The sequence below is a fragment of the Cobetia sp. 3AK genome (genome assembly GCF_029846335.1).
GTDB lineage: Bacteria > Pseudomonadota > Gammaproteobacteria > Pseudomonadales > Halomonadaceae > Cobetia > Cobetia marina.
Map to the genome: position 1 here is coordinate 262,463 of NZ_JARWKR010000002.1, position 18,093 is coordinate 280,555.

The 18,093-nt window shown below is 61.8% G+C and carries 14 protein-coding genes and 1 pseudogene; 8 read left to right on the plus strand and 7 right to left on the minus strand.

Going from position 1 to position 18,093, the window contains the following annotated elements:
* Positions 1-314: 314 nt before the first annotated feature.
* A complete protein-coding gene (rpsA, locus tag QD228_RS03610) occupies positions 315-1,994 on the plus strand; it encodes a 30S ribosomal protein S1 (protein ID WP_077375230.1) in 1,680 nt (559 codons plus the stop codon).
* A 232-nt stretch (positions 1,995-2,226) separates the two neighbouring features.
* On the opposite strand, the gene QD228_RS03615 is transcribed toward rpsA, so the two are convergent.
* The 5 genes from QD228_RS03615 to QD228_RS03635 all read right to left on the minus strand — a co-directional run bounded on the left by QD228_RS03615 (position 2,227) and on the right by QD228_RS03635 (position 6,916).
* Positions 2,227-2,436, minus strand: a complete 210-nt coding sequence (locus QD228_RS03615) for a hypothetical protein (RefSeq protein ID WP_279874467.1) — start codon at positions 2,434-2,436, stop codon at positions 2,227-2,229.
* Between the two features lie 334 nt (positions 2,437-2,770).
* Positions 2,771-3,580: an RNA methyltransferase gene (locus tag QD228_RS03620; RefSeq protein WP_271302152.1), complete on the minus strand. Its 810-nt coding sequence runs from the start codon at positions 3,578-3,580 to the stop codon at positions 2,771-2,773.
* A 312-nt stretch (positions 3,581-3,892) separates the two neighbouring features.
* Complete coding sequence (gene groL / locus QD228_RS03625) at positions 3,893-5,542, minus strand: chaperonin GroEL (protein WP_065392449.1); 1,650 nt, start codon at positions 5,540-5,542, stop codon at positions 3,893-3,895.
* Between the two features lie 56 nt (positions 5,543-5,598).
* Positions 5,599-5,892, minus strand: coding sequence for a co-chaperone GroES (locus tag QD228_RS03630; RefSeq protein ID WP_043331438.1), 294 nt, complete (start codon positions 5,890-5,892; stop codon positions 5,599-5,601).
* 481 nt (positions 5,893-6,373) lie between these two features.
* Entirely contained in the window at positions 6,374-6,916 is a 543-nt protein-coding gene (locus QD228_RS03635) for an FxsA family protein (RefSeq protein WP_077375219.1), read from the minus strand.
* A 565-nt stretch (positions 6,917-7,481) separates the two neighbouring features.
* Between QD228_RS03635 and QD228_RS03640 the strand changes: the two genes are divergently transcribed.
* The 6 genes from QD228_RS03640 (at position 7,482) to rsd (ending at position 14,703) form a co-directional block, all read left to right on the plus strand.
* Positions 7,482-8,243: an SDR family oxidoreductase gene (locus QD228_RS03640; protein ID WP_084208013.1), complete on the plus strand. Its 762-nt coding sequence runs from the start codon at positions 7,482-7,484 to the stop codon at positions 8,241-8,243.
* A 196-nt stretch (positions 8,244-8,439) separates the two neighbouring features.
* Positions 8,440-8,937: a peptide-methionine (R)-S-oxide reductase MsrB gene (gene msrB / locus QD228_RS03645; RefSeq protein ID WP_176503165.1), complete on the plus strand. Its 498-nt coding sequence runs from the start codon at positions 8,440-8,442 to the stop codon at positions 8,935-8,937.
* Between the two features lie 139 nt (positions 8,938-9,076).
* Positions 9,077-11,500 carry a Tex family protein gene (locus QD228_RS03650; RefSeq protein WP_279874468.1) on the plus strand — a complete coding sequence of 808 codons (2,424 nt, stop codon included), beginning with the start codon at positions 9,077-9,079 and terminating at the stop codon, positions 11,498-11,500.
* 163 nt (positions 11,501-11,663) lie between these two features.
* Complete coding sequence (gene gshA / locus QD228_RS03655) at positions 11,664-13,262, plus strand: glutamate--cysteine ligase (RefSeq protein ID WP_279874469.1); 1,599 nt, start codon at positions 11,664-11,666, stop codon at positions 13,260-13,262.
* 260 nt (positions 13,263-13,522) lie between these two features.
* Positions 13,523-14,083, plus strand: coding sequence for a disulfide bond formation protein B (locus tag QD228_RS03660; protein WP_279874470.1), 561 nt, complete (start codon positions 13,523-13,525; stop codon positions 14,081-14,083).
* A 125-nt stretch (positions 14,084-14,208) separates the two neighbouring features.
* Positions 14,209-14,703 carry a sigma D regulator gene (gene rsd, locus QD228_RS03665; RefSeq protein WP_077375202.1) on the plus strand — a complete coding sequence of 165 codons (495 nt, stop codon included), beginning with the start codon at positions 14,209-14,211 and terminating at the stop codon, positions 14,701-14,703.
* 175 nt (positions 14,704-14,878) lie between these two features.
* Here rsd and QD228_RS03670 read toward each other — a convergent pair whose 3' ends face one another.
* Together QD228_RS03670 and QD228_RS03675 are read right to left on the minus strand one after the other, a co-directional pair.
* Entirely contained in the window at positions 14,879-16,270 is a 1,392-nt protein-coding gene (locus QD228_RS03670) for an FAD-dependent oxidoreductase (RefSeq protein WP_077375199.1), read from the minus strand.
* 254 nt (positions 16,271-16,524) lie between these two features.
* Positions 16,525-17,181, minus strand: coding sequence for an HAD family hydrolase (locus tag QD228_RS03675; protein ID WP_077375196.1), 657 nt, complete (start codon positions 17,179-17,181; stop codon positions 16,525-16,527).
* 259 nt (positions 17,182-17,440) lie between these two features.
* Between QD228_RS03675 and QD228_RS03680 the strand changes: the two are divergent.
* Positions 17,441-17,914: pseudogene (locus QD228_RS03680) on the plus strand (RNA pyrophosphohydrolase); the annotation flags it as partial.
* Between the last annotated feature and the right edge of the window lie 179 nt (positions 17,915-18,093).

Below are 18,093 nucleotides of genomic sequence, written 5' to 3' on the forward strand. Positions count from 1 at the left end.
CATCGGCAAGCGTACCTGTTGTGTCAGGACAATCGATTGATAGCCTGCTGCTGCATCAAGGCCTTCGGGCCGGGCAGTGGCAGGCTTCGCTCGCTCTGCGAGCGGAGACGCAGGACAAGGCACGACCCAGATGACACTGCGGTGTCATCAACCCCCCGGCCAGGTGTCATGGGGTGCATCGGCGGCAAGCGGAAAGCCGGTGTATCTCGAACCAGCGTCAACGCCCCCGGGGATATGTAGATATGGCCCGTGCTTGCTGGTGGTACGGAGACTGCGGTGCAAGCCGCCCCAAACGTTGATCATGTAGGAATACCATGAGCGAGAGCTTTGCTGATTTATTTGAACAGTCACTCCAGGACATCAACATGGAGCCGGGCGCAATCGTGTCCGCTACCATCGTCGATATCGATGGCGACTGGATCACTGTCAATGCCGGTCTGAAATCTGAAGGTCAGATTCCGTCTGAACAGTTCCGTGACGAAAGTGGCCAGCTGTCCATCAGCATCGGCGACGAAGTCATGGTCGCGCTGGAAGCCGTCGAAGATGGCTTCGGTGAGACCCGCCTGTCCCGCGAGAAGGCCAAGCGTGCCGAAGCGTGGAAAGAGCTGGAAGCCGCCTTCGAGAAGGACGAGATCGTCAAGGGCGTGATCAACGGCAAGGTCAAAGGTGGCTTTACCGTCGACATCAACACCATCCGTGCCTTCCTGCCGGGTTCTCTGGTCGATGTCCGCCCTGTGCGCGACACCGCCCACCTCGAGAACAAGGAACTGGACTTCAAGGTCATCAAGCTCGACGCCAAGCGCAACAACGTTGTCGTGTCTCGTCGTGCCGTCCTCGAAGCCGAGAACAGCGCTGAGCGTGAAGCCCTCCTGGCCACTCTGCAGGAAGGTCAGCAGATTCAGGGTATCGTCAAGAACCTGACCGACTACGGCGCCTTCGTCGACCTCGGCGGCGTTGACGGCCTGCTGCACATCACCGACATGGCCTGGAAGCGCATCAAGCATCCGTCCGAGATCGTTGCTGTCGGCGACGAGATCAACGTCAAGGTGCTGAAGTTCGACCGCGAGCGCAACCGTGTGTCTCTGGGTCTCAAGCAGCTGGGTGAAGATCCGTGGGTCAACATCAAGGCTCGCTACCCGGAAGGCGCCAAGATCAACGCACGCGTCACCAACCTCACCGACTACGGCTGCTTCGCCGAGCTGGAAGAGGGCGTCGAAGGTCTGGTCCACGTGTCCGAAATGGATTGGACCAACAAGAACATCCACCCGTCCAAGGTCGTCAATGTCGGCGATGACGTGGAAGTGATGATTCTGGACATCGACGAAGAGCGTCGTCGTATCTCCCTGGGTATCAAGCAGTGCACCACCAACCCGTGGGAAGACTTCAGCGGCAAGCACAACAAGGGCGACCGTGTCTCCGGTACCATCAAGTCAATCACTGACTTCGGTATCTTCATCGGTCTGGAAGGCGGCATCGACGGCCTGGTTCACCTGTCTGACATCTCCTGGAACGAAGCTGGCGAAGAAGCCGTGCGTCGTTACAAGAAGGGTGAAGAAGCTGAAGCGGTCATCCTGTCCATCGATCCGGAACGTGAGCGCATTTCTCTGGGCATCAAGCAGCTCGAGAGCGATCCGGTCTCTGAATACCTGGCCGTCAACGACAAGGGCGCCATCGTGTCCGGTCGTGTTGTCGACATCGACGCCAAGGAAGTTCAGGTCGAGCTGGCCACTGACGTCATCGCCATCCTGAAGGCGTCTGAAATCAGCGCTGATCGTGTCGAAGACGCACGCAACGTCCTGAGCGTCGGCGATGCTGTCGAAGCCAAGATCGTCGGTGTGGATCGCAAGAGCCGCCTGATCAACCTGTCCGTCAAGTCCAAGGACCAGGTGGAAGCACCGCGTCGCGATGCTGCCAAGCCGCGTACCCAGGAAGTCGAGAGCAACGGCCCGACGACCATCGGTGACCTGATCAAGCAGCAGCTGGGTCAGGAGTGATCCCGAGACATTCCGCTTCCTCGTGAGGCGGGATGTCCGGATCCACGCTGAGGTGACATGCCTCTGGTTGCCACCTCAGCGTCTCCGAATCGGTATCCTGCACACGACGCATGTCATGCGCAGGAACGAAAAAAACCGCCACCCTTCGGGGTGGCGGTTTTTTTGTGTCCAGAGAGCGTGTCCGGGAAGTGCAGAGATCGTGCCTGTGCACCCTGTCCTCGCTGTGCGGACGTTACCGGTTGATTCCGCTGGCGAGAGAATGCCCGGAGTCCACGCGCTGACTGTTCTGGGCGAGAAGCTGCATCTGGCGCAGGGAGATGGTGCAGTAGAGGCTGCGGTACTGTGCCGGCTGCGCTGTCGGATCGATCTGATGCAGGCGCTTTTCCAGTTGCTGGATGTCGCGGGCCAGTTGCTGAGGGCTGAGAGAGGCTGTCTGAGTCATGGTGGGCGCTCCTTGAGTTCAATGAACATCATTGCAAGGGTCAGGCGTGACGCCTCTCGTGGCGAGCTGTCGCGCACTCATCGGGAGTCTTTGCCTGAGGTGGCGACAGGGGCGGCGGGGTCTGCGTGCCCCTGCCACCTTCCGTCGCGAGTCATCGTCGTGACCACTACAGTCTGGACGATGTTCAAGCGTGCGCCTTGATCCATGTCAGGACGATGACGTCGAGCTGACAGTCTGCCTGTGGGATTGGCGGGTCGGGCCAGCAGACCAAGCACCAGTCGTTGCCGGCCCCATCGTCTCTTGATTGGTCCATCCCCGCCCAGCCCTGCGTGGTCTAGTCGTTCTCGCTCTGATCGGGCTTGGTGGCTTCAGCGGCCGCGGTCTGGCGTTCCAGGTTGGCCAGCATGCCGCGCAGGATGGACAGCTCACGGCGTGTCGGTTCGGCGCGGGCAAACAGTGCACGCAGACGCTCTTCGGTCTGTGAGTGCGGTTGATTGAGGAAGCCGGAACCGCGCAGGGCACGGCCGAGGTGCTCGTGGAAGTGGCCGAGCTGCTCGCGGGTCGGCAGCTGGTCATCCTCACGACGCGCGACCGGAGCCTCACTGGTCGGCTCCAGGGTGCGACGCCAGGCGCTGCGACACTCGTGGGCGAGTACCTGTACGGCCTGGGAGACATTGAGGATGCCGTAGTCGGGGTTGGTGGGGATGGACACCTGGTGCGTGCAGCAGCCGATCTCCTCGTTGGTCAGCCCGAAGCGTTCACGGCCGAACACCAGCGCCACCTTGCCATCCTGGGCGGTATCGATGACGCGCGCGGCCATCTCGCTCGGCTCATCGAAGTGAGGCAGCGGCAGACTGCGCAGGCGGGCACTGGCACCGATGACCAGCTGGCAGTCATTGACGGCGTCTTCGAGATGCTCGACCACGCGGGCGTTTTCCAGAAGCTCCGCGGCGCCGCTGGCCATGCGTGTGGCTTCCTCATCGGGGAAGCAGCGCGGGTTGACCAGTACCAGGTCCTTGATGCCCATGGTCAGGATGGCGCGAGCGGTAGCGCCGATATTGCCGGGATGGAAGGTCTGCACCAGCACGACACGCACATTGTCGAGGGTGGCAGGGCTCGAGGCAGAGCTGGAGGTATCAGTCATGAGAAGAAGATCCTGGGCAAGCGAGGCGCGCGGCCTGAGCGGTTGTCGTCATTGATCGTGGGCGTCAATGCGCTGCCAGCCTCGTGTACTGCCAGCGTCATGCACTGTCATCACGAAGAGGCAATGTCTCAGGTCGCCGCAAAAAAGTGGCGCCTAGTGTAGCGTGACGGGCGAGAGGAGTCAGGTAGCGGCCTGCGCCGTGCAAGCGAGGCATGTCACGGCGGGGAGCGTGAATGTCAGGCATGAAAAAACCGCCCCTGCTTGCGCAGGAGCGGTTCGGGTCACGACGGGTGAGTCGTGGGGGAGGCTGGCTTACATCATGCCGCCCATGCCACCCATTCCGCCCATGCCACCCATGTCGCCGCCGCCGGCAGCTGCCTTGTCTTCCGGGTCTTCGGCGATCATGCATTCGGTGGTGATCATCAGGCCGCCGATCGAGGCTGCGGACTGCAGGGCAGAACGCGTCACCTTGGCCGGGTCCAGCACGCCCATCTCGAACATGTCGCCGTAGACACCGGTGGAGGCGTTGTAACCGTAGTTGCCTTCACCTGCCTTGACGTTGTTCAGCACGACGGAGGCTTCTTCGCCAGCGTTGGTGACGATCTGACGCAGCGGCGCTTCCATGGCGCGCAGCGCGATGGCGATACCGTGAGTCTGGTCTTCGTTGTCGCCTTTCAGCTCGGTCAGCTGGTTGAGGACGCGAACCAGGGCGGTACCACCGCCAGGCACGACACCTTCCTCGACGGCTGCACGAGTGGAGTGCAGGGCGTCTTCGACGCGAGCCTTCTTCTCTTTCATTTCGACTTCGGTAGCAGCACCGACGCGGATGACGGCAACACCGCCGGCCAGCTTGGCGACACGCTCCTGCAGCTTCTCGCGGTCGTAGTCAGAGGAGGTTTCCTCGATCTGCGCGCGGATCTGGGAGACACGAGCTTCGATATCGCCTTCGTTGCCGGCGCCATCGATGATGGTGGTGTTTTCCTTGGACATGGTCACGCGCTTGGCGGTGCCCAAGTGGTCCAGGTTGGCCTGCTCGAGGTTGAGGCCGACTTCTTCGGAAATCACGGTGCCGCCGGTCAGGACAGCGATGTCCTGCAGCATGGCCTTGCGACGATCACCGAAGCCCGGCGCCTTGACGGCCGCGACCTTGACGATACCGCGCATGGTGTTGACGACCAGAGTCGCCAGCGCTTCGCCTTCGATGTCTTCGGCGACGATCGCCAGCGGCTTGCCGGACTTGGCGACGCCTTCCAGCACCGGCAGCAGTTCGCGGATGTTGGAGATCTTCTTGTCGACCAGCAGGATGTACGGGTCTTCGAGCTCGACCGCCATGGTGTCCTGGTTGGTGACGAAGTACGGAGACAGGTAGCCACGGTCGAACTGCATGCCTTCGACGACTTCCAGCTCGTCTTCGAAGCCACGGCCTTCATCGACGGTGATGACGCCTTCCTTGCCGACCTTCTCCATCGCTTCCGCGATGATCTCGCCGATGCGAGAGTCGCCATTGGCGGAGATGGTACCGACCTGGGCGATGGCCTTGGTGTCGGTGCACGGCACGGACAGCTCACGCACGGCCTTGACGGCTTCGATGACGGCCTTGTCGATGCCGCGCTTCAGGTCCATCGGGTTCATGCCGGCGGTCACGCCCTTCAGGCCTTCATTGACGATGGACTGAGCCAGCACGGTGGCGGTGGTGGTGCCGTCACCCGCGACGTCGGAAGTCTTGGAAGCGACTTCCTTGACCATCTGGGCGCCCATGTTCTCGAAGCGATCCTTCAGCTCGATTTCCTTGGCGACGGACACACCGTCCTTGGTCACGGTCGGTGCGCCGAAGGATTTTTCCAGCACCACGTTGCGGCCTTTCGGGCCGAGGGTAGTCTTGACGGCATCCGCCAGGACATTGACACCACGCGCCATGCGCTTGCGAGCATCATCGGAGAAACGAACGTCTTTTGCAGCCATTGTTATCTCTACCTTTAATCAGTAAGTCGTAGCATTTAAACCGGAAACGCTGGAAATCAGCCTTCCACCACGGCGAGGATGTCGCTCTCGCTCATGATCAGCACTTCTTCGCCGTCGATCTTCTGCTTCTCGACGCCGTAGCCATCCTTGAAGATGACGGTGTCGCCGACTTTCACGTCAAGCGGGCGAACTTCACCGTTCTCGAGGATGCGGCCGTTGCCGGCGGCAAGAATTTCACCGCGCGTCGGCTTTTCCTGAGCGCTGCCGGGCAGAACGATGCCACCTGCAGTTTTCTGTTCTTCTTCCACGCGACGGACCACGACGCGATCGTGCAAGGGACGGATGTTCATTGCTCACGTTCTCCTGATGGTAAATCCCGCCATCTGCCGGTCTTTGCCGGCACGTCTGGCGTTCAATGGGGTTGCCTACCGAGTGTTGGGCCTCGCAGAGGCGAGGCCGTTATCCATTGCACCGCTTTTATGGTGGCGAGAGGACAGCTTTCAAGTAGGCGAACATAAAAAAATTTCAAATCTCGTCATCAACTGCGTCGCCTGAAAGGCACGCACTTGAGGTGCCGACTATCCCGATGCACTACTGTGAGTTGAATCAAGCAGTTGAGTGTATCTGAGCCATACGCCTCTGGCATGTGGACGCCCGACGGTGAATGACGTCCATTGGTACTAGGTGTCAGCGATGAGGCGCGTTGCGCAGCGCGGCCATGCATGGCAACGAAAAGCCCGGCAGGGGAGATGGGCTCCCGTACCGGGCTTTGATCATCATCATGCAGTGGGGGCTCGTCGGGCTCTTTGCCTGTCGAGGCGCGATGCCGGCCTACAGACGTGGCTCATCGCGGCTGATGTAATCGCCTTCCAGCGGCTGCCCACCCTTGTCACCGCTATTGGCGCGGCCTGATTCGCGCTGTGGCTCCTCCTGCTGGGCAGTGCCGTGATCCGTGGACTGCCAGTTGCCGGAGTGCGTCTGACGTGACTGACTCTGTGCGGAGAAGCGACCCTTGAAGAAGCGTGCGATGACGTTGTTGCCGCTCAGGCCTCGGGTCAGCAGTCCACGCGAGGCCGGCAGCAGGCAGAGCAGCCCCAGGCCATCCGAGAGAAATCCCGGTGCCATGAGCAGCGCGCCACCGAAGATCAGCGCCGCGCCTTCCATCAGTTCGCCGGAGGGCATCTCGCCACGTTGCAGGCGCTCCTGAGCACGCATCAATGTCGCGCGACCTTCGCGTCGAATCAGATGCAGGCCCACGGCGCCGGTGATCAGTACCAGTGCCAGCGTCGGCAACAGCCCTATCTGGCTGCCAAGACTGAACAGCACCACGAAATCCAATAACCCGAACAGGGTAATCACTAGCAGTATGGGCATCGTCTCTCCCGAATCCGGTAAATGGCAGCTTGCACCAATGCGTCAAGGGTAAACCAGCAGCAGGATGGGGAACAGTCGAATCGGTGTCATGAAAGGCTCATGCCGGCCGACGTGGATGGCTGGCGCTGGTGGTAGAGCGGTGCCATGCTGGATGTTGCAGTGCACAATGACAGCGAGTGATACCGTGTCAGGCGCGACGGATGTCTCAAGTGTCCGAAGGTGGCAACGATACGCCTGACCAGGCGGGCCCCATGGCGGCCGGAAAGGACGCGGGCACGTCGCATCAGCACCCGCCTGCAGGCCGCTACGTTGATGACGAGACCGGTTGCGTTGGCCGGTTGGGCCAGCGTTGAGGCAGGACACGTCGCAATCTGTTGCACTGCGTCATGCAGATTCACCGTGAGCCTGCAGCGTTCGTCATCCGTGACAGCTCCAGTCACGGTGGCACACGCGGATGGACGCGGTGCGGGACACTCGACACATTGATCGTGACGCTCGTACGGCATGCGGGCCTCGCACCCGGCAGGCATTTCTCGCTGTCGGCAGACAACCTGGGAGACGGGACATGAAGCTTGACGACAAGGTCATCGCGATTACGGGCGGCGCTCGTGGGCTGGGGCTGGCCATGGCGCGACATCTGGGTGAGAAGGGCGCCGTGCTAGCGCTGCTGGATATCGAACAGGGCGGTCTGGATGACGCTGTCTCGAGCCTGGAAGCGGCGGGCATCAAGGCGCAGGGCTTCGTGACCGACGTCGCGGACGAGGCCTCCGTCACGCAAGCCTTCTCTGCCATCAAGGCGGCGCTGGGCCCGGTGAGTGGTCTGGTCAACAATGCCGGCATTACCCGCGATGGTCTGCTGATCAAGGCGCGTGATGGAGTCGTGGAGAAGACCATGTCGCTGTCCAGCTGGCAGCAGGTCATCGATGTCAATCTGACCGGTGTCTTCCTGTGCACGCGTGAAGCCGCCAGTCAGATGATCGAGGCCGGTCAGCCGGGCGTGATCGTCAACATCTCCAGCATCTCGCGCGCCGGCAACATGGGGCAGAGCAATTACACCGCAGCCAAGGCGGGTGTCGCCGCGATGAGCGTCACCTGGGCCAAGGAGCTGGCGCGCTACAAGATTCGTGTCGGTGCCGTGGCACCGGGCTTCATCGCCACTGAAATGACCGCCGGCATGAAGCCGGAGATGCTCGACAAGATCAAGAGTGGCATCCCGATGCGTGATCTGGGACGTCCGGAAGACATCGCGGGCAGCGTGGCCTTCATCTTCGACAATGATTACTTCACGGGGCGCGTGATCGAATGTGATGGCGGTCTGCGTATCTGAGCCGATGTCTCCTGCCTGACGTCATGCCTCCCTCTGTGAATGCGCAAGCCCCCATGCCGGATCTGCCGATATGGGGGCTTTTTCGTGCATGCGAGAGAGTCGACTTGCGTGCGAGGGCCAAGGTGACATGCATCCAACGAGGCGTGCCGTGCGTAATCCCGGTATCGCGGTTCATATCGGATAAAGGAGATTCGTCATGCAACGTCGCCAATTCATGGGGCTTGTATTGGGTGGCGGTGCGATGTTGGCACTGCCGGGACTGGCTGCCGCTCGCCCGGAGCTTGAGCTGGAGCGCTCGCCGGACATTGCCGAGCTCGTGCTGGATGACGACGAGTGGCGCGCACGCCTGAGTGCAGAGCAGTATCGCGTGCTGCGCGAGGAAGGCACCGAGCGCTCAGGCTCCAGCGCGCTCAACAAGGAAGCGCGTGACGGTGAGTACCGTTGTGCCGGCTGTGACCTTGCGCTGTTCACCTCGCGTACCAAGTTCGAGTCCGGCACTGGCTGGCCGAGTTTCTTCGATCATATCGAAGGGCATCTGTTGACCAAGACGGACTACGGGCTGGTGTGGCCGCGTACCGAATATCACTGCGCACGCTGCGGAGGGCATCAGGGACACGTGTTCGAGGACGGCCCCAGGCCCACGGGACTGCGCTGGTGCAACAATGGGGTGGCGCTGCGTTTCGTGCCGGCCTGAGGGGGCCTGTGAAGCTAAAGCAATCCACGGGCTTTGTGGTAACGTGACGGCATCGTGATGCAGGCGGCCCGGTCGACTCAGCGACCGGGCCGCCTGCGTCTTGTCACCAGAATCATAGTCGTGAAGGGATCGATGTTTCATGGACGCTACCGCAACTGACGCCACTACCGCTCGCCCTGCACCGACGCTGTCGCCTGCTGCCACCGCTCGCCGCATCCAGCAGGCGCTGGCGGCGGAGCTGGACGTGCGTGAAGAACAGATCACCGCGACGGTGGAGCTGCTGGATGGCGGCGCCACCGTGCCCTTCATCTCGCGTTACCGCAAGGAGGCGACCGGCGGGCTGGATGACACCCAGATGCGTCTGCTGGAAGAGCGCCTGCGCTACCTGCGTGAGCTGGAAGAGCGCCGTCAGGTGGTACTCGAATCCATTGCCGAGCAGAGCAAGCTGACCGCGAGTCTCGAGCGCGACGTGCTGGCTGCCGACAGCAAGCAGCGTCTGGAAGACCTCTACCTGCCGTATCGCAAGAAGCGTCGTACCAAGGCCCAGATTGCCCGTGAGGCGGGTCTTGAGCCGCTGGCGGATGCCTTGCTTGGCGACCCGACGCTCGTGCCGGAAGACGAGGCGGCTGGCTTCGTCGATGCCGACAAGGACGTGGCCGACCCCAAGGCGGCACTGGATGGGGCCAAGCAGATTCTGATGGAGCGTTTCGCGGAAGACGCCGCGCTTGTCGGTCGTCTGCGTCAGCGTCTGTGGGATGACGGTATCCTCAGTGCCCGGGTGATGAAGGGCAAGGAACAGGAAGGCGCCAAGTTCTCCGATTACTTCGAGCATGACGAGCCGCTGCACAAGGCACCGTCGCATCGCGCGCTGGCCATGCTGCGGGGTCGCAATGAAGGCGTGCTGAGCCTCGCGCTCAAGCTGGAAGGCGAGGACGAGTTGCCGCGGCACCCGATGGAGGGTGCCATCGCGGCGCATTTCTCCCTCGAGGACCAGGGGCGCGCCGCGGATCGCTGGTTGAAGGAGGTGGTGCGCTGGACCTGGCGGGTCAAGCTCTATACCCATCTGGAAAGCGAGCTGATCGGCCGCCTGCGTGAGCGTGCCGAGCAGGAGGCCATCCAGGTCTTCGCCGACAACCTGAAGGATCTGCTGCTGGCAGCCCCGGCGGGGCCCAAGGCCACCCTGGGGCTGGACCCGGGCCTGCGTACCGGCGTCAAGGTCGCGGTGGTGGACGCCACCGGCAAGTATGTCGATCAGGCCACCCTCTACCCGCATGCGCCTCACAATCGTTGGGATGCCTCGGTGGCGGAGCTGGTCAGGCTGGTCGAGCGTCATGATGTCGAGCTGATCGCCATCGGCAACGGGACCGCATCACGCGAGACCGACAAGCTGGCCGCCGACGTGCTGACCCGCCTGTCTGGTCGTCGCCTGCAGAAGGTGATGGTCAACGAGGCAGGGGCGTCCATCTACTCCGCCTCGGAATATGCCGCGCGTGAGTTCCCGGATCTGGACGTGACCATTCGTGGCGCGGTCTCCATTGCCCGTCGCCTGCAGGACCCGCTCGGCGAGCTGGTCAAGATCGAGCCCAAGTCCATCGGAGTCGGCCAGTATCAGCATGATGTCAGTCAGGTGCAGCTGGGGCGCAGTCTGGAGGCGGTGGTCGAGGACTGCGTCAATGGCGTCGGTGTCGATCTCAACATGGCGTCCAGTGCGCTGCTGTCACGCGTCGCGGGTCTGAATACCACGCTTGCCGAGAACATCGTCGCGCATCGTGATGCCAATGGCCGCTTCGCCTCGCGCAAGGAGCTTCTGAAGGTCAGTCGGCTCGGGCCACGTACCTTCGAGCAGTGCGCCGGCTTCCTGCGTATCGCCGAGGGTGAGAACCCGCTGGATGCCAGCGCCGTTCACCCTGAGGCCTACCCGCTGGTCGAGCGTATCGCCAGAGCGCATGGTCGTGAGCTGCCCAGCCTGCTGGGCGACAGCAGTTTCCTGCGCAGCGTGAAGCCTGCCGAGTTCACGGATGAGCACTTCGGGTTGCCGACAGTCACGGACATCCTGCGGGAGCTGGACAAGCCGGGGCGCGACCCGCGTCCTGAATTCCGCTTCGCCGAGTTCAAGGAAGGGGTCGAGACGCTCAAGGATCTCGAACCGGGCATGACACTGGAAGGTGTCGTGACCAACGTCACCCATTTCGGGGCCTTCGTGGACATCGGTGTGCATCAGGATGGCCTGGTACACATCTCTGCTCTGTCGCAAAAGTATGTTGCCGACCCGCGTGAGGTGGTGAAGGCCGGTGACATCGTCAGCGTCAAGGTGATGGAGGTCGACATACCGCGTGGACGCATCGCGCTGAGCATGCGCATGAGCGATACTCCCGGTGAAAAAGGCGCGGGAGGCGAGGCGCGACGCGGGGGCGAGAGCAATCGTGGAGGGCGCTCCCAGGCCGGGGGTGGCCGTCAGGAACGAGGCGGTCGCGGCAGCGGCTCCAGTGCAGGAGGCGGAGCGGCACCCGCCAACAATGCCATGGCAGCGGCCCTGCTCAATGCACGCAAGTCGAAATCATAAGCCTTGAAAGCATTTTTTACGCGCCCATAATGTGGGCATACTGACTGACGCGAACGGTGGATGCCGTTCGCGTCTTGCATGGCATCCGGTGCAGTCCGCGGGCCATGGTCATCCAACTCGACCGGAGAGGCTGGGCTTCTCCCCATGCGAAAGGGTCAATACCTTGTCCGAGCAACTCGCGTCCGCCATTGCGCGACTCAAGGCCCCCGCCCGTCAGGGACTCTTCGGGCGTCTGCGCCGTGGCATCGAGAAAGAAGGCCTCAGGGTCGACGCCGACGGCCGCATCAGCCAGACCCCGCACCCGCGTGCTCTGGGGTCCAAGCTGACTCACCCGTACATCACCACGGATTATTCCGAGTCGCTGCTCGAGTACATCACGCCGGTCTTCTCGCGTCCCAAGGATTCCCTGGAGTTTCTGGCGGACCTGCATCGTTTCAGCTATCGCAATCTGGGGGATGAGCTGATCTGGCCGGCCAGCATGCCGCCAAGGCTGAACGGCAATGACAGCGTGCCGATCGCGGATTATGGCACCTCCAACACCGGCACCATGAAGCATGTCTACCGCAAGGGACTGGATGTGCGCTACGGGCGCATCATGCAGTCCATCGCCGGTATCCATTACAACTTCTCGCTGCCGGATGATTTCTGGACGCTGCTTCAGAAGATGGAGAATGCCGAAGGCGAGGATGCGCGTGACTTCCGCTCGCGCCGCTACTTCGAGCTGATCCGCAACTTCCGTCGCCATAGCTGGATTCTGCTCTATCTGTTCGGCGCCTCGCCGGGGATCGACGAAAGCTTCCTGGATGGCGGCAATGATGACCGTCTCAAGCGTCAGGCCGACCGCAGTCTGGTCTCGGCCTATGCCACCAGCCTGCGCATGTCGGACCTGGGCTACCAGAACAAGGTCCAGGCGCAGCTCAAGATCTGCTTCAACTCGCTGGACAACTTCGTCGGGACGCTGCGTCACGCCATCGTCACGCCGTGGAAGGACTACGAGAAGCTGGGGGTGAAGCAGGCCGATGGCAGCTGGTCGCAGCTCTCCAGCAACATCCTGCAGATCGAGAACGAGTACTACTCCGACATCCGTCCCAAGCGTGTCACCCGGCACAACGAGACGCCCAGCCAGGCGCTGGAAGGCCGGGGTGTCGAATACATCGAGGTGCGCTGTCTGGATCTCAATCCCTTCCTGCCGGTGGGGATCGACGAGACGCAGATCCGCTTCCTCGATACCTTCCTGATCTGGTGTCTGCTGACCGAGAGCCCATGGATCGATGACGAGGAATGCGCCAACCTTGACGACAGCAAGCGACGCGTCGTGGAGGCGGGGCGTGACCCCGAGCTGACCCTGAACGTCAAGGGTGAGGAGCGGCGTCTGCGTGAACTGGCCGCCAACGTGATGGATGAGCTTGGCGAAGTGGCAAGCCTGCTGGACGAGAATCACAAGTCAGGCAGCGAGCATCGCGATGCGCTGGCGGCACTCGCGCCGCGCTTTGACGATGCCCAGACCACGCCCTCGGGCCATCTGCTGACCAGCATGCTCGACAACGGCAGCAACTTCGTCGATGAAGTGCTGGCACTGGCCAAGGGGCAGGCCGAGCAGTTCAAGACGGAGCCGATGGAGCGTGCACGTGGCTACCTGCTGGATCAACTGGTCGAGACCTCCCTGCAGCAACAGGGCGATATCGAGGCCGGCGACCATCAGGACTTCGATACCTTCATGGCCGAATACTTTGCCTCGGCGCATGCTACGCAACCGGCCTGACTCGTCGATGCAACGCCGATTCATGTTCAGGTCATCCCTGCGCGGCATGATAGGCATCCATCGCTGATCGCGGCGACACCGGCCATCGCGACATCATCGGCGCCTCAGACTTGAGGCGCCGATGATGTCTCTGGCCCATGCGTGCGTCCTGGCCAGGCAATGACGCCACGCATGCTCTGAGGTGGTCATGGAGAGATGTCTTCGTGATCGCGCCATTTCTCACCAATGACTCCAGTGGAGTCGGACGGCAAGGACAGCAAATGACACACGCGGACAATCAATCAGGACAACAGCCGACACGCCAGGGTGGGGGGCTCGCCTGTCTGGCGCGCTGGAGCGGTCGTCAGTGGTGCCTGCTGGGGGCGCTGGGGTGCGCGTTGCTGCTCGGTGTCGCCTTCGTGCTGCAGTTTGCCTTTGGTCTGGCACCGTGTTCGCTGTGCATCTTCCAGCGCGTGGCGGTGGCCGTGGCAGGCGTCTTCTTCCTGCTGGGTGCCGTGCATGGACCGGGGCGTATCGGTAACCGCGTCTACGCGCTGGGTGCGCTGGGGGGCAGTGTGGGTGCCATCGTGCTGGCCGGTCGTCATGTCTGGCTGCAATCCCTTCCGCCGGATCAGGTGCCGGCCTGTGGCCCGGGCCTCAACTACATGCTGGAAGTGCTGCCGGTATGGGACGTGATCACCCAGGTGCTCAATGCCTCCGGTGAATGCGCGCAGATCAGTGCCCAGTGGCTGGGGCTCTCGATCCCTCAGTGGTCGCTGATCGGCTTCTGTGCTCTGGCACTGGTACCGCTGGCCATGCTGTGGAGCAGCTTCCGGCGTTGAGGGCATGACGTTTGCCACCATGGTGGGGGGTTGGCAGCGTCCGTCGCATGGAGGATAGTGGGTTGGCAGCGGGGTGAGCACCTGATGTCAGCCCCACCGTTCGGGTCATGCCAGAGGAGGCGCCCATGCTGGAGGAATGCACCACTGCGGCGGAACGCTTTCGTGGCGTTCATCAGTTGGTTGATCGCTGGCTGGATCAGCGACGCGAGATGCTGGTCTGCTTCATGGATCTGCACGAGGCCTGCGTCAATGATCTCGAGCAGCTCGACATGACACGCGTCAATCGCTTCATCGAGCTGTTGATGGATTACATCTCGGCGGGCCATTTCGAAGTCTATCCTCAGCTCAAGGAAGAGGGGCGTGTCTTCGAGGATACCCAGGCTCTGGCCGCTGCGGAGAAGTTGATGCTGCGTCTGGAGCCCTCGACGGAGCTGGTACTGTCCTTCGATGAAGACTTCTCGAGTCCGACCCGCTGCCAGCACTACCGCACACGCTTGCCCGAGTGGCTGGCCCGTCTTCAGGAGGGGCTGACGGAGCGCTTCGCGCTGGAAGATCAACTGATTCAGCGCCTGCATGCGGTACACGAGCCACTGGCTCACTCGCGGCAACCCGTGGCATGAGTGAATGACTCAGGCAGACATGCTGTCCGCCTGAGTACTGAGTACTGAGTGCTGAGTGCCAGCCGCCGTCAGTGGCAACACGAAAAAGCCCCCGTCAGCAGATGCTGGCGGGGGCTTTTCGTTCGGCTCGACTTCCTTCAGTTCACCTGCGCGGCGGTTGGCGCCGCGCGGCGTATCACATCAGGGAAGAGGCTTCCGGGCGTTCGAGTTCGGTCAGCTCGATCTCGCCGGTGAGCAGGTCACGCTCGAAGGCATCCTTGTCGATGTTGAAACCAAGGAATTCCTGAGCGAGATACATGTCCTTCTCGGCGTTGCCCAGACAGCTGGTGCCACCCGGTGACGGCGTCATGTTGAAGACGATGCCGGTGCCCGGATTGATCTTGGCTTCGCCCATCACGAGCTTCTGCTTGCTCTTGTCGATCAGCTGCGGGCGCACGCCGCCGAAGCCCTTGGCGAAGCTGACATCCTTGACGTCCAGGCTCGGGACGATCTTCTTGATGTCGCCGTGGAACAGGCGCTCACGCAGTACCGGCACCTCGAACATGAAGTTCTTGAAGATGTAGTTGCGGATGTCGCGCACCTTCATCAGGTCCCACAGGGCCTTGACGACGTTGCGGTCCATGCGCAGTACCTTGAGGAACTCCCAGAAGGTCTTGCCGTTGTAGCGCTCCAGCAGCGGCAGCATCAGAGCGGTCGGCCCGAAGCGGGTCTTGCCTTCCACCAGCACGTCCGGGTCGCCGTGGACGGCGGCGAACGGCAGGTTCTCGTTCTGGATGGTGTAGACCTTGCCGTTGAGCACCTTCGGCGTGAAGTAGAAGGAGCCAGCCATCGGCAGGCAGGACTTGTCCAGTCCGTAGCCCATCTTGTGGGCGAACAGCAGGGAGTGACCACCGGCGCTGACCACGACATAGCGTGCGCTGAGCTCGCCCTTGTCCGTCTTGACCTTGTAGACGTCACCTTCCTTGCGGATGTCTTCCACGGCGGTCGAGAGGCGAACGTCGAAGTTCATGCCTTTCTCGGCCGCTGCCTTCTCGCCTTCGCTGACGAAGGCCTCCGACAGGGTGGTGTAGTTGACGGCGGTGTATTCGTCGGTGGAACCCAGCGCGACGATTTCCTCGTCCGGACGGCGACCTTCCACGACCTTCGGCTCAAGCTCGGCGATGTCATCACGCTCGAGCAGCTTCAGATTCGGGAACAGTGGCTTGAAGGTCTCGAAGCGCTTGCGCAGGAACTGGCATTCCTTGGCACCGACCGCCAGTACCATCTTCGGGTACTTGTAGACGATGTGATCGCGCTCACTCTCGCTGAGCTTGGTGGCGAAGTTGACCACCATGCCTGCGGTGCGCTTGGTCACGCGCGCCTTCTCGACCGTGTAGTTGGTCTCGATGTCGCCGCAGTGGATGGTCTGGGAGTTGTTGCGACCGTGCGAGTTGACGATCGCGACATGGTCGTATTTTTCCACCAGGCCGACCGACGAGAGGTCGGTGTAGCGGGCGAGTTCATAGAGAAGGGCGGTGCCGGACACGCCGCCACCCACAATCAGGACATCGTATGTCGTTGAGGACATGGCTGCTCACGCTCAGAGTTGGTGAGGGACATCCCCCGGCACCCGACCGGGCTACCGGGGGCCGTCCTGCCGTGACGGGGCATGCCTCGTCAGGCTCGACGGTTCGATGGACACACATTATAGACACATCGGACGCGAAATGATTCAGCAAATAAGGTCGACTTTATGGTGAATGCCTGTAGCCACATGAAAACCTTATAGATGAAGCTGCATTCCCTTATAGATCGATTATTTGTTTTAAAATCAATGGCTTGTCAGTCGCGCAGTGAGATGATGCGCCATCCGCGCTGCTGGGCGGTCGCCAACAGTTGCTCATCCGGGTCCACTGCAATGGCAGTATCGACACGCTCGAGCAGCGGAAGATCATTGATGGAGTCACTATAGAAGGTGCTGCCATCCAGGGTGTGATCACGCTCGGCAAGCCAGGCTTCGAGGCGAGTGACCTTGCCGCCCTGGAAGCTGGGAACTCCGTCGACGCGGCCGGTGTAGCGCCCGTCGATGATCTCGGGCTCGATGGCGATCAGGTCATCCACACCAAGGCGCTCGGCGATGGGGGCAGTGATGAAGCGGTTGGTGGCGGTGATGATCAGCAGCGTATCGCCGCGTGCACGGTGACGCGCCAGCAGCTCTTCTGCCCGTGCCAGAATGATGGGCTCGATCTTGGCGGCCATGAACTGCTGGTGCCAGGCGGCGAGTTGTTCCGGACTGTTCTCGGCCAGCGGCTTGAGTGAGAAGGCCAGGTACTCGTGAATGTCCAGTTCGCCACTCTGATAGAGCTGGAAATAGCGCTCGTTGGCTTCACGGTAGGTGTCAGCGTCGACAGCGCCTTGTTCAACCAGGAACTCGCCCCAGGCGTGATCGCTGTCCCCGGCGATCAGGGTATTGTCGAGATCAAAGATGGCCAGACTCACGGAGAACTCCTTGCTCAGCCCAGCCGTTGGCGTGGGCGACGGACGCAGACAGAGGGGCGCGGCAAGGTCGCCGGCCCAGTGTTTGCGCGGGTGTACGGGGGCCAACGGAGGATTTCCGAAGGCGGTGTTGCAGTGCAATACGGTGAAGGGGTCGATTATTGCAGACGTGCCTGGCCTTTCACACCGCCAAACCGCGTATTGAAGCGCTTTCAGCCTTTGTGGAAGAATGGTTTCAATTAACGAATCAAAGGTGACATCCGTGATCGACGCTGACGGCTTTCGCCCCAACGTTGGCATCATCATTGCCAACTGTGAGGGCCAGCTGCTCTGGGCGCGCCGGGTAGGACAGAATGCGTGGCAGTTTCCGCAAGGGGGCATCAAGCCAAACGAGACACCGCAACAGGCGTTGTATCGTGAACTCGAGGAAGAGATCGGCCTCAAGGCCGAGGACGTCGAGATACTGGCCTGTACCCGAGGATGGCTGCGCTACCGGTTGCCCAGACGCATGGTGAGAACGCACTCCCGACCGATCTGCATCGGTCAGAAACAGAAGTGGTTCCTGTTGCAGATCCGCTGTCAGGACAACCGCGTGAGTGTGGATTCCACGCCCAAGCCGGAGTTCGATGGTTGGCGGTGGGTCAGTTACTGGTATCCGCTGGGTCAGGTCGTGGCCTTCAAGCGCGAGGTCTACCGGCGCGCGTTGCGTGAACTGGCACCGCGTCTGCAACGACTGGTGGATTCGCAGGGCAATCTGCCGCTCTCGGCGGTGCAAGGCAACATGCCCTGCAGCGAGGACAAGGTCGCCATCAGGCCGACGGGAAATGATCGCCACATCCCCGATTGAGGTCGGGCTCATCATCTGCAACGTGCGCGTCCGGGCCAGGAACCCTGTTTCCTCGTGAGGCGCGTCAT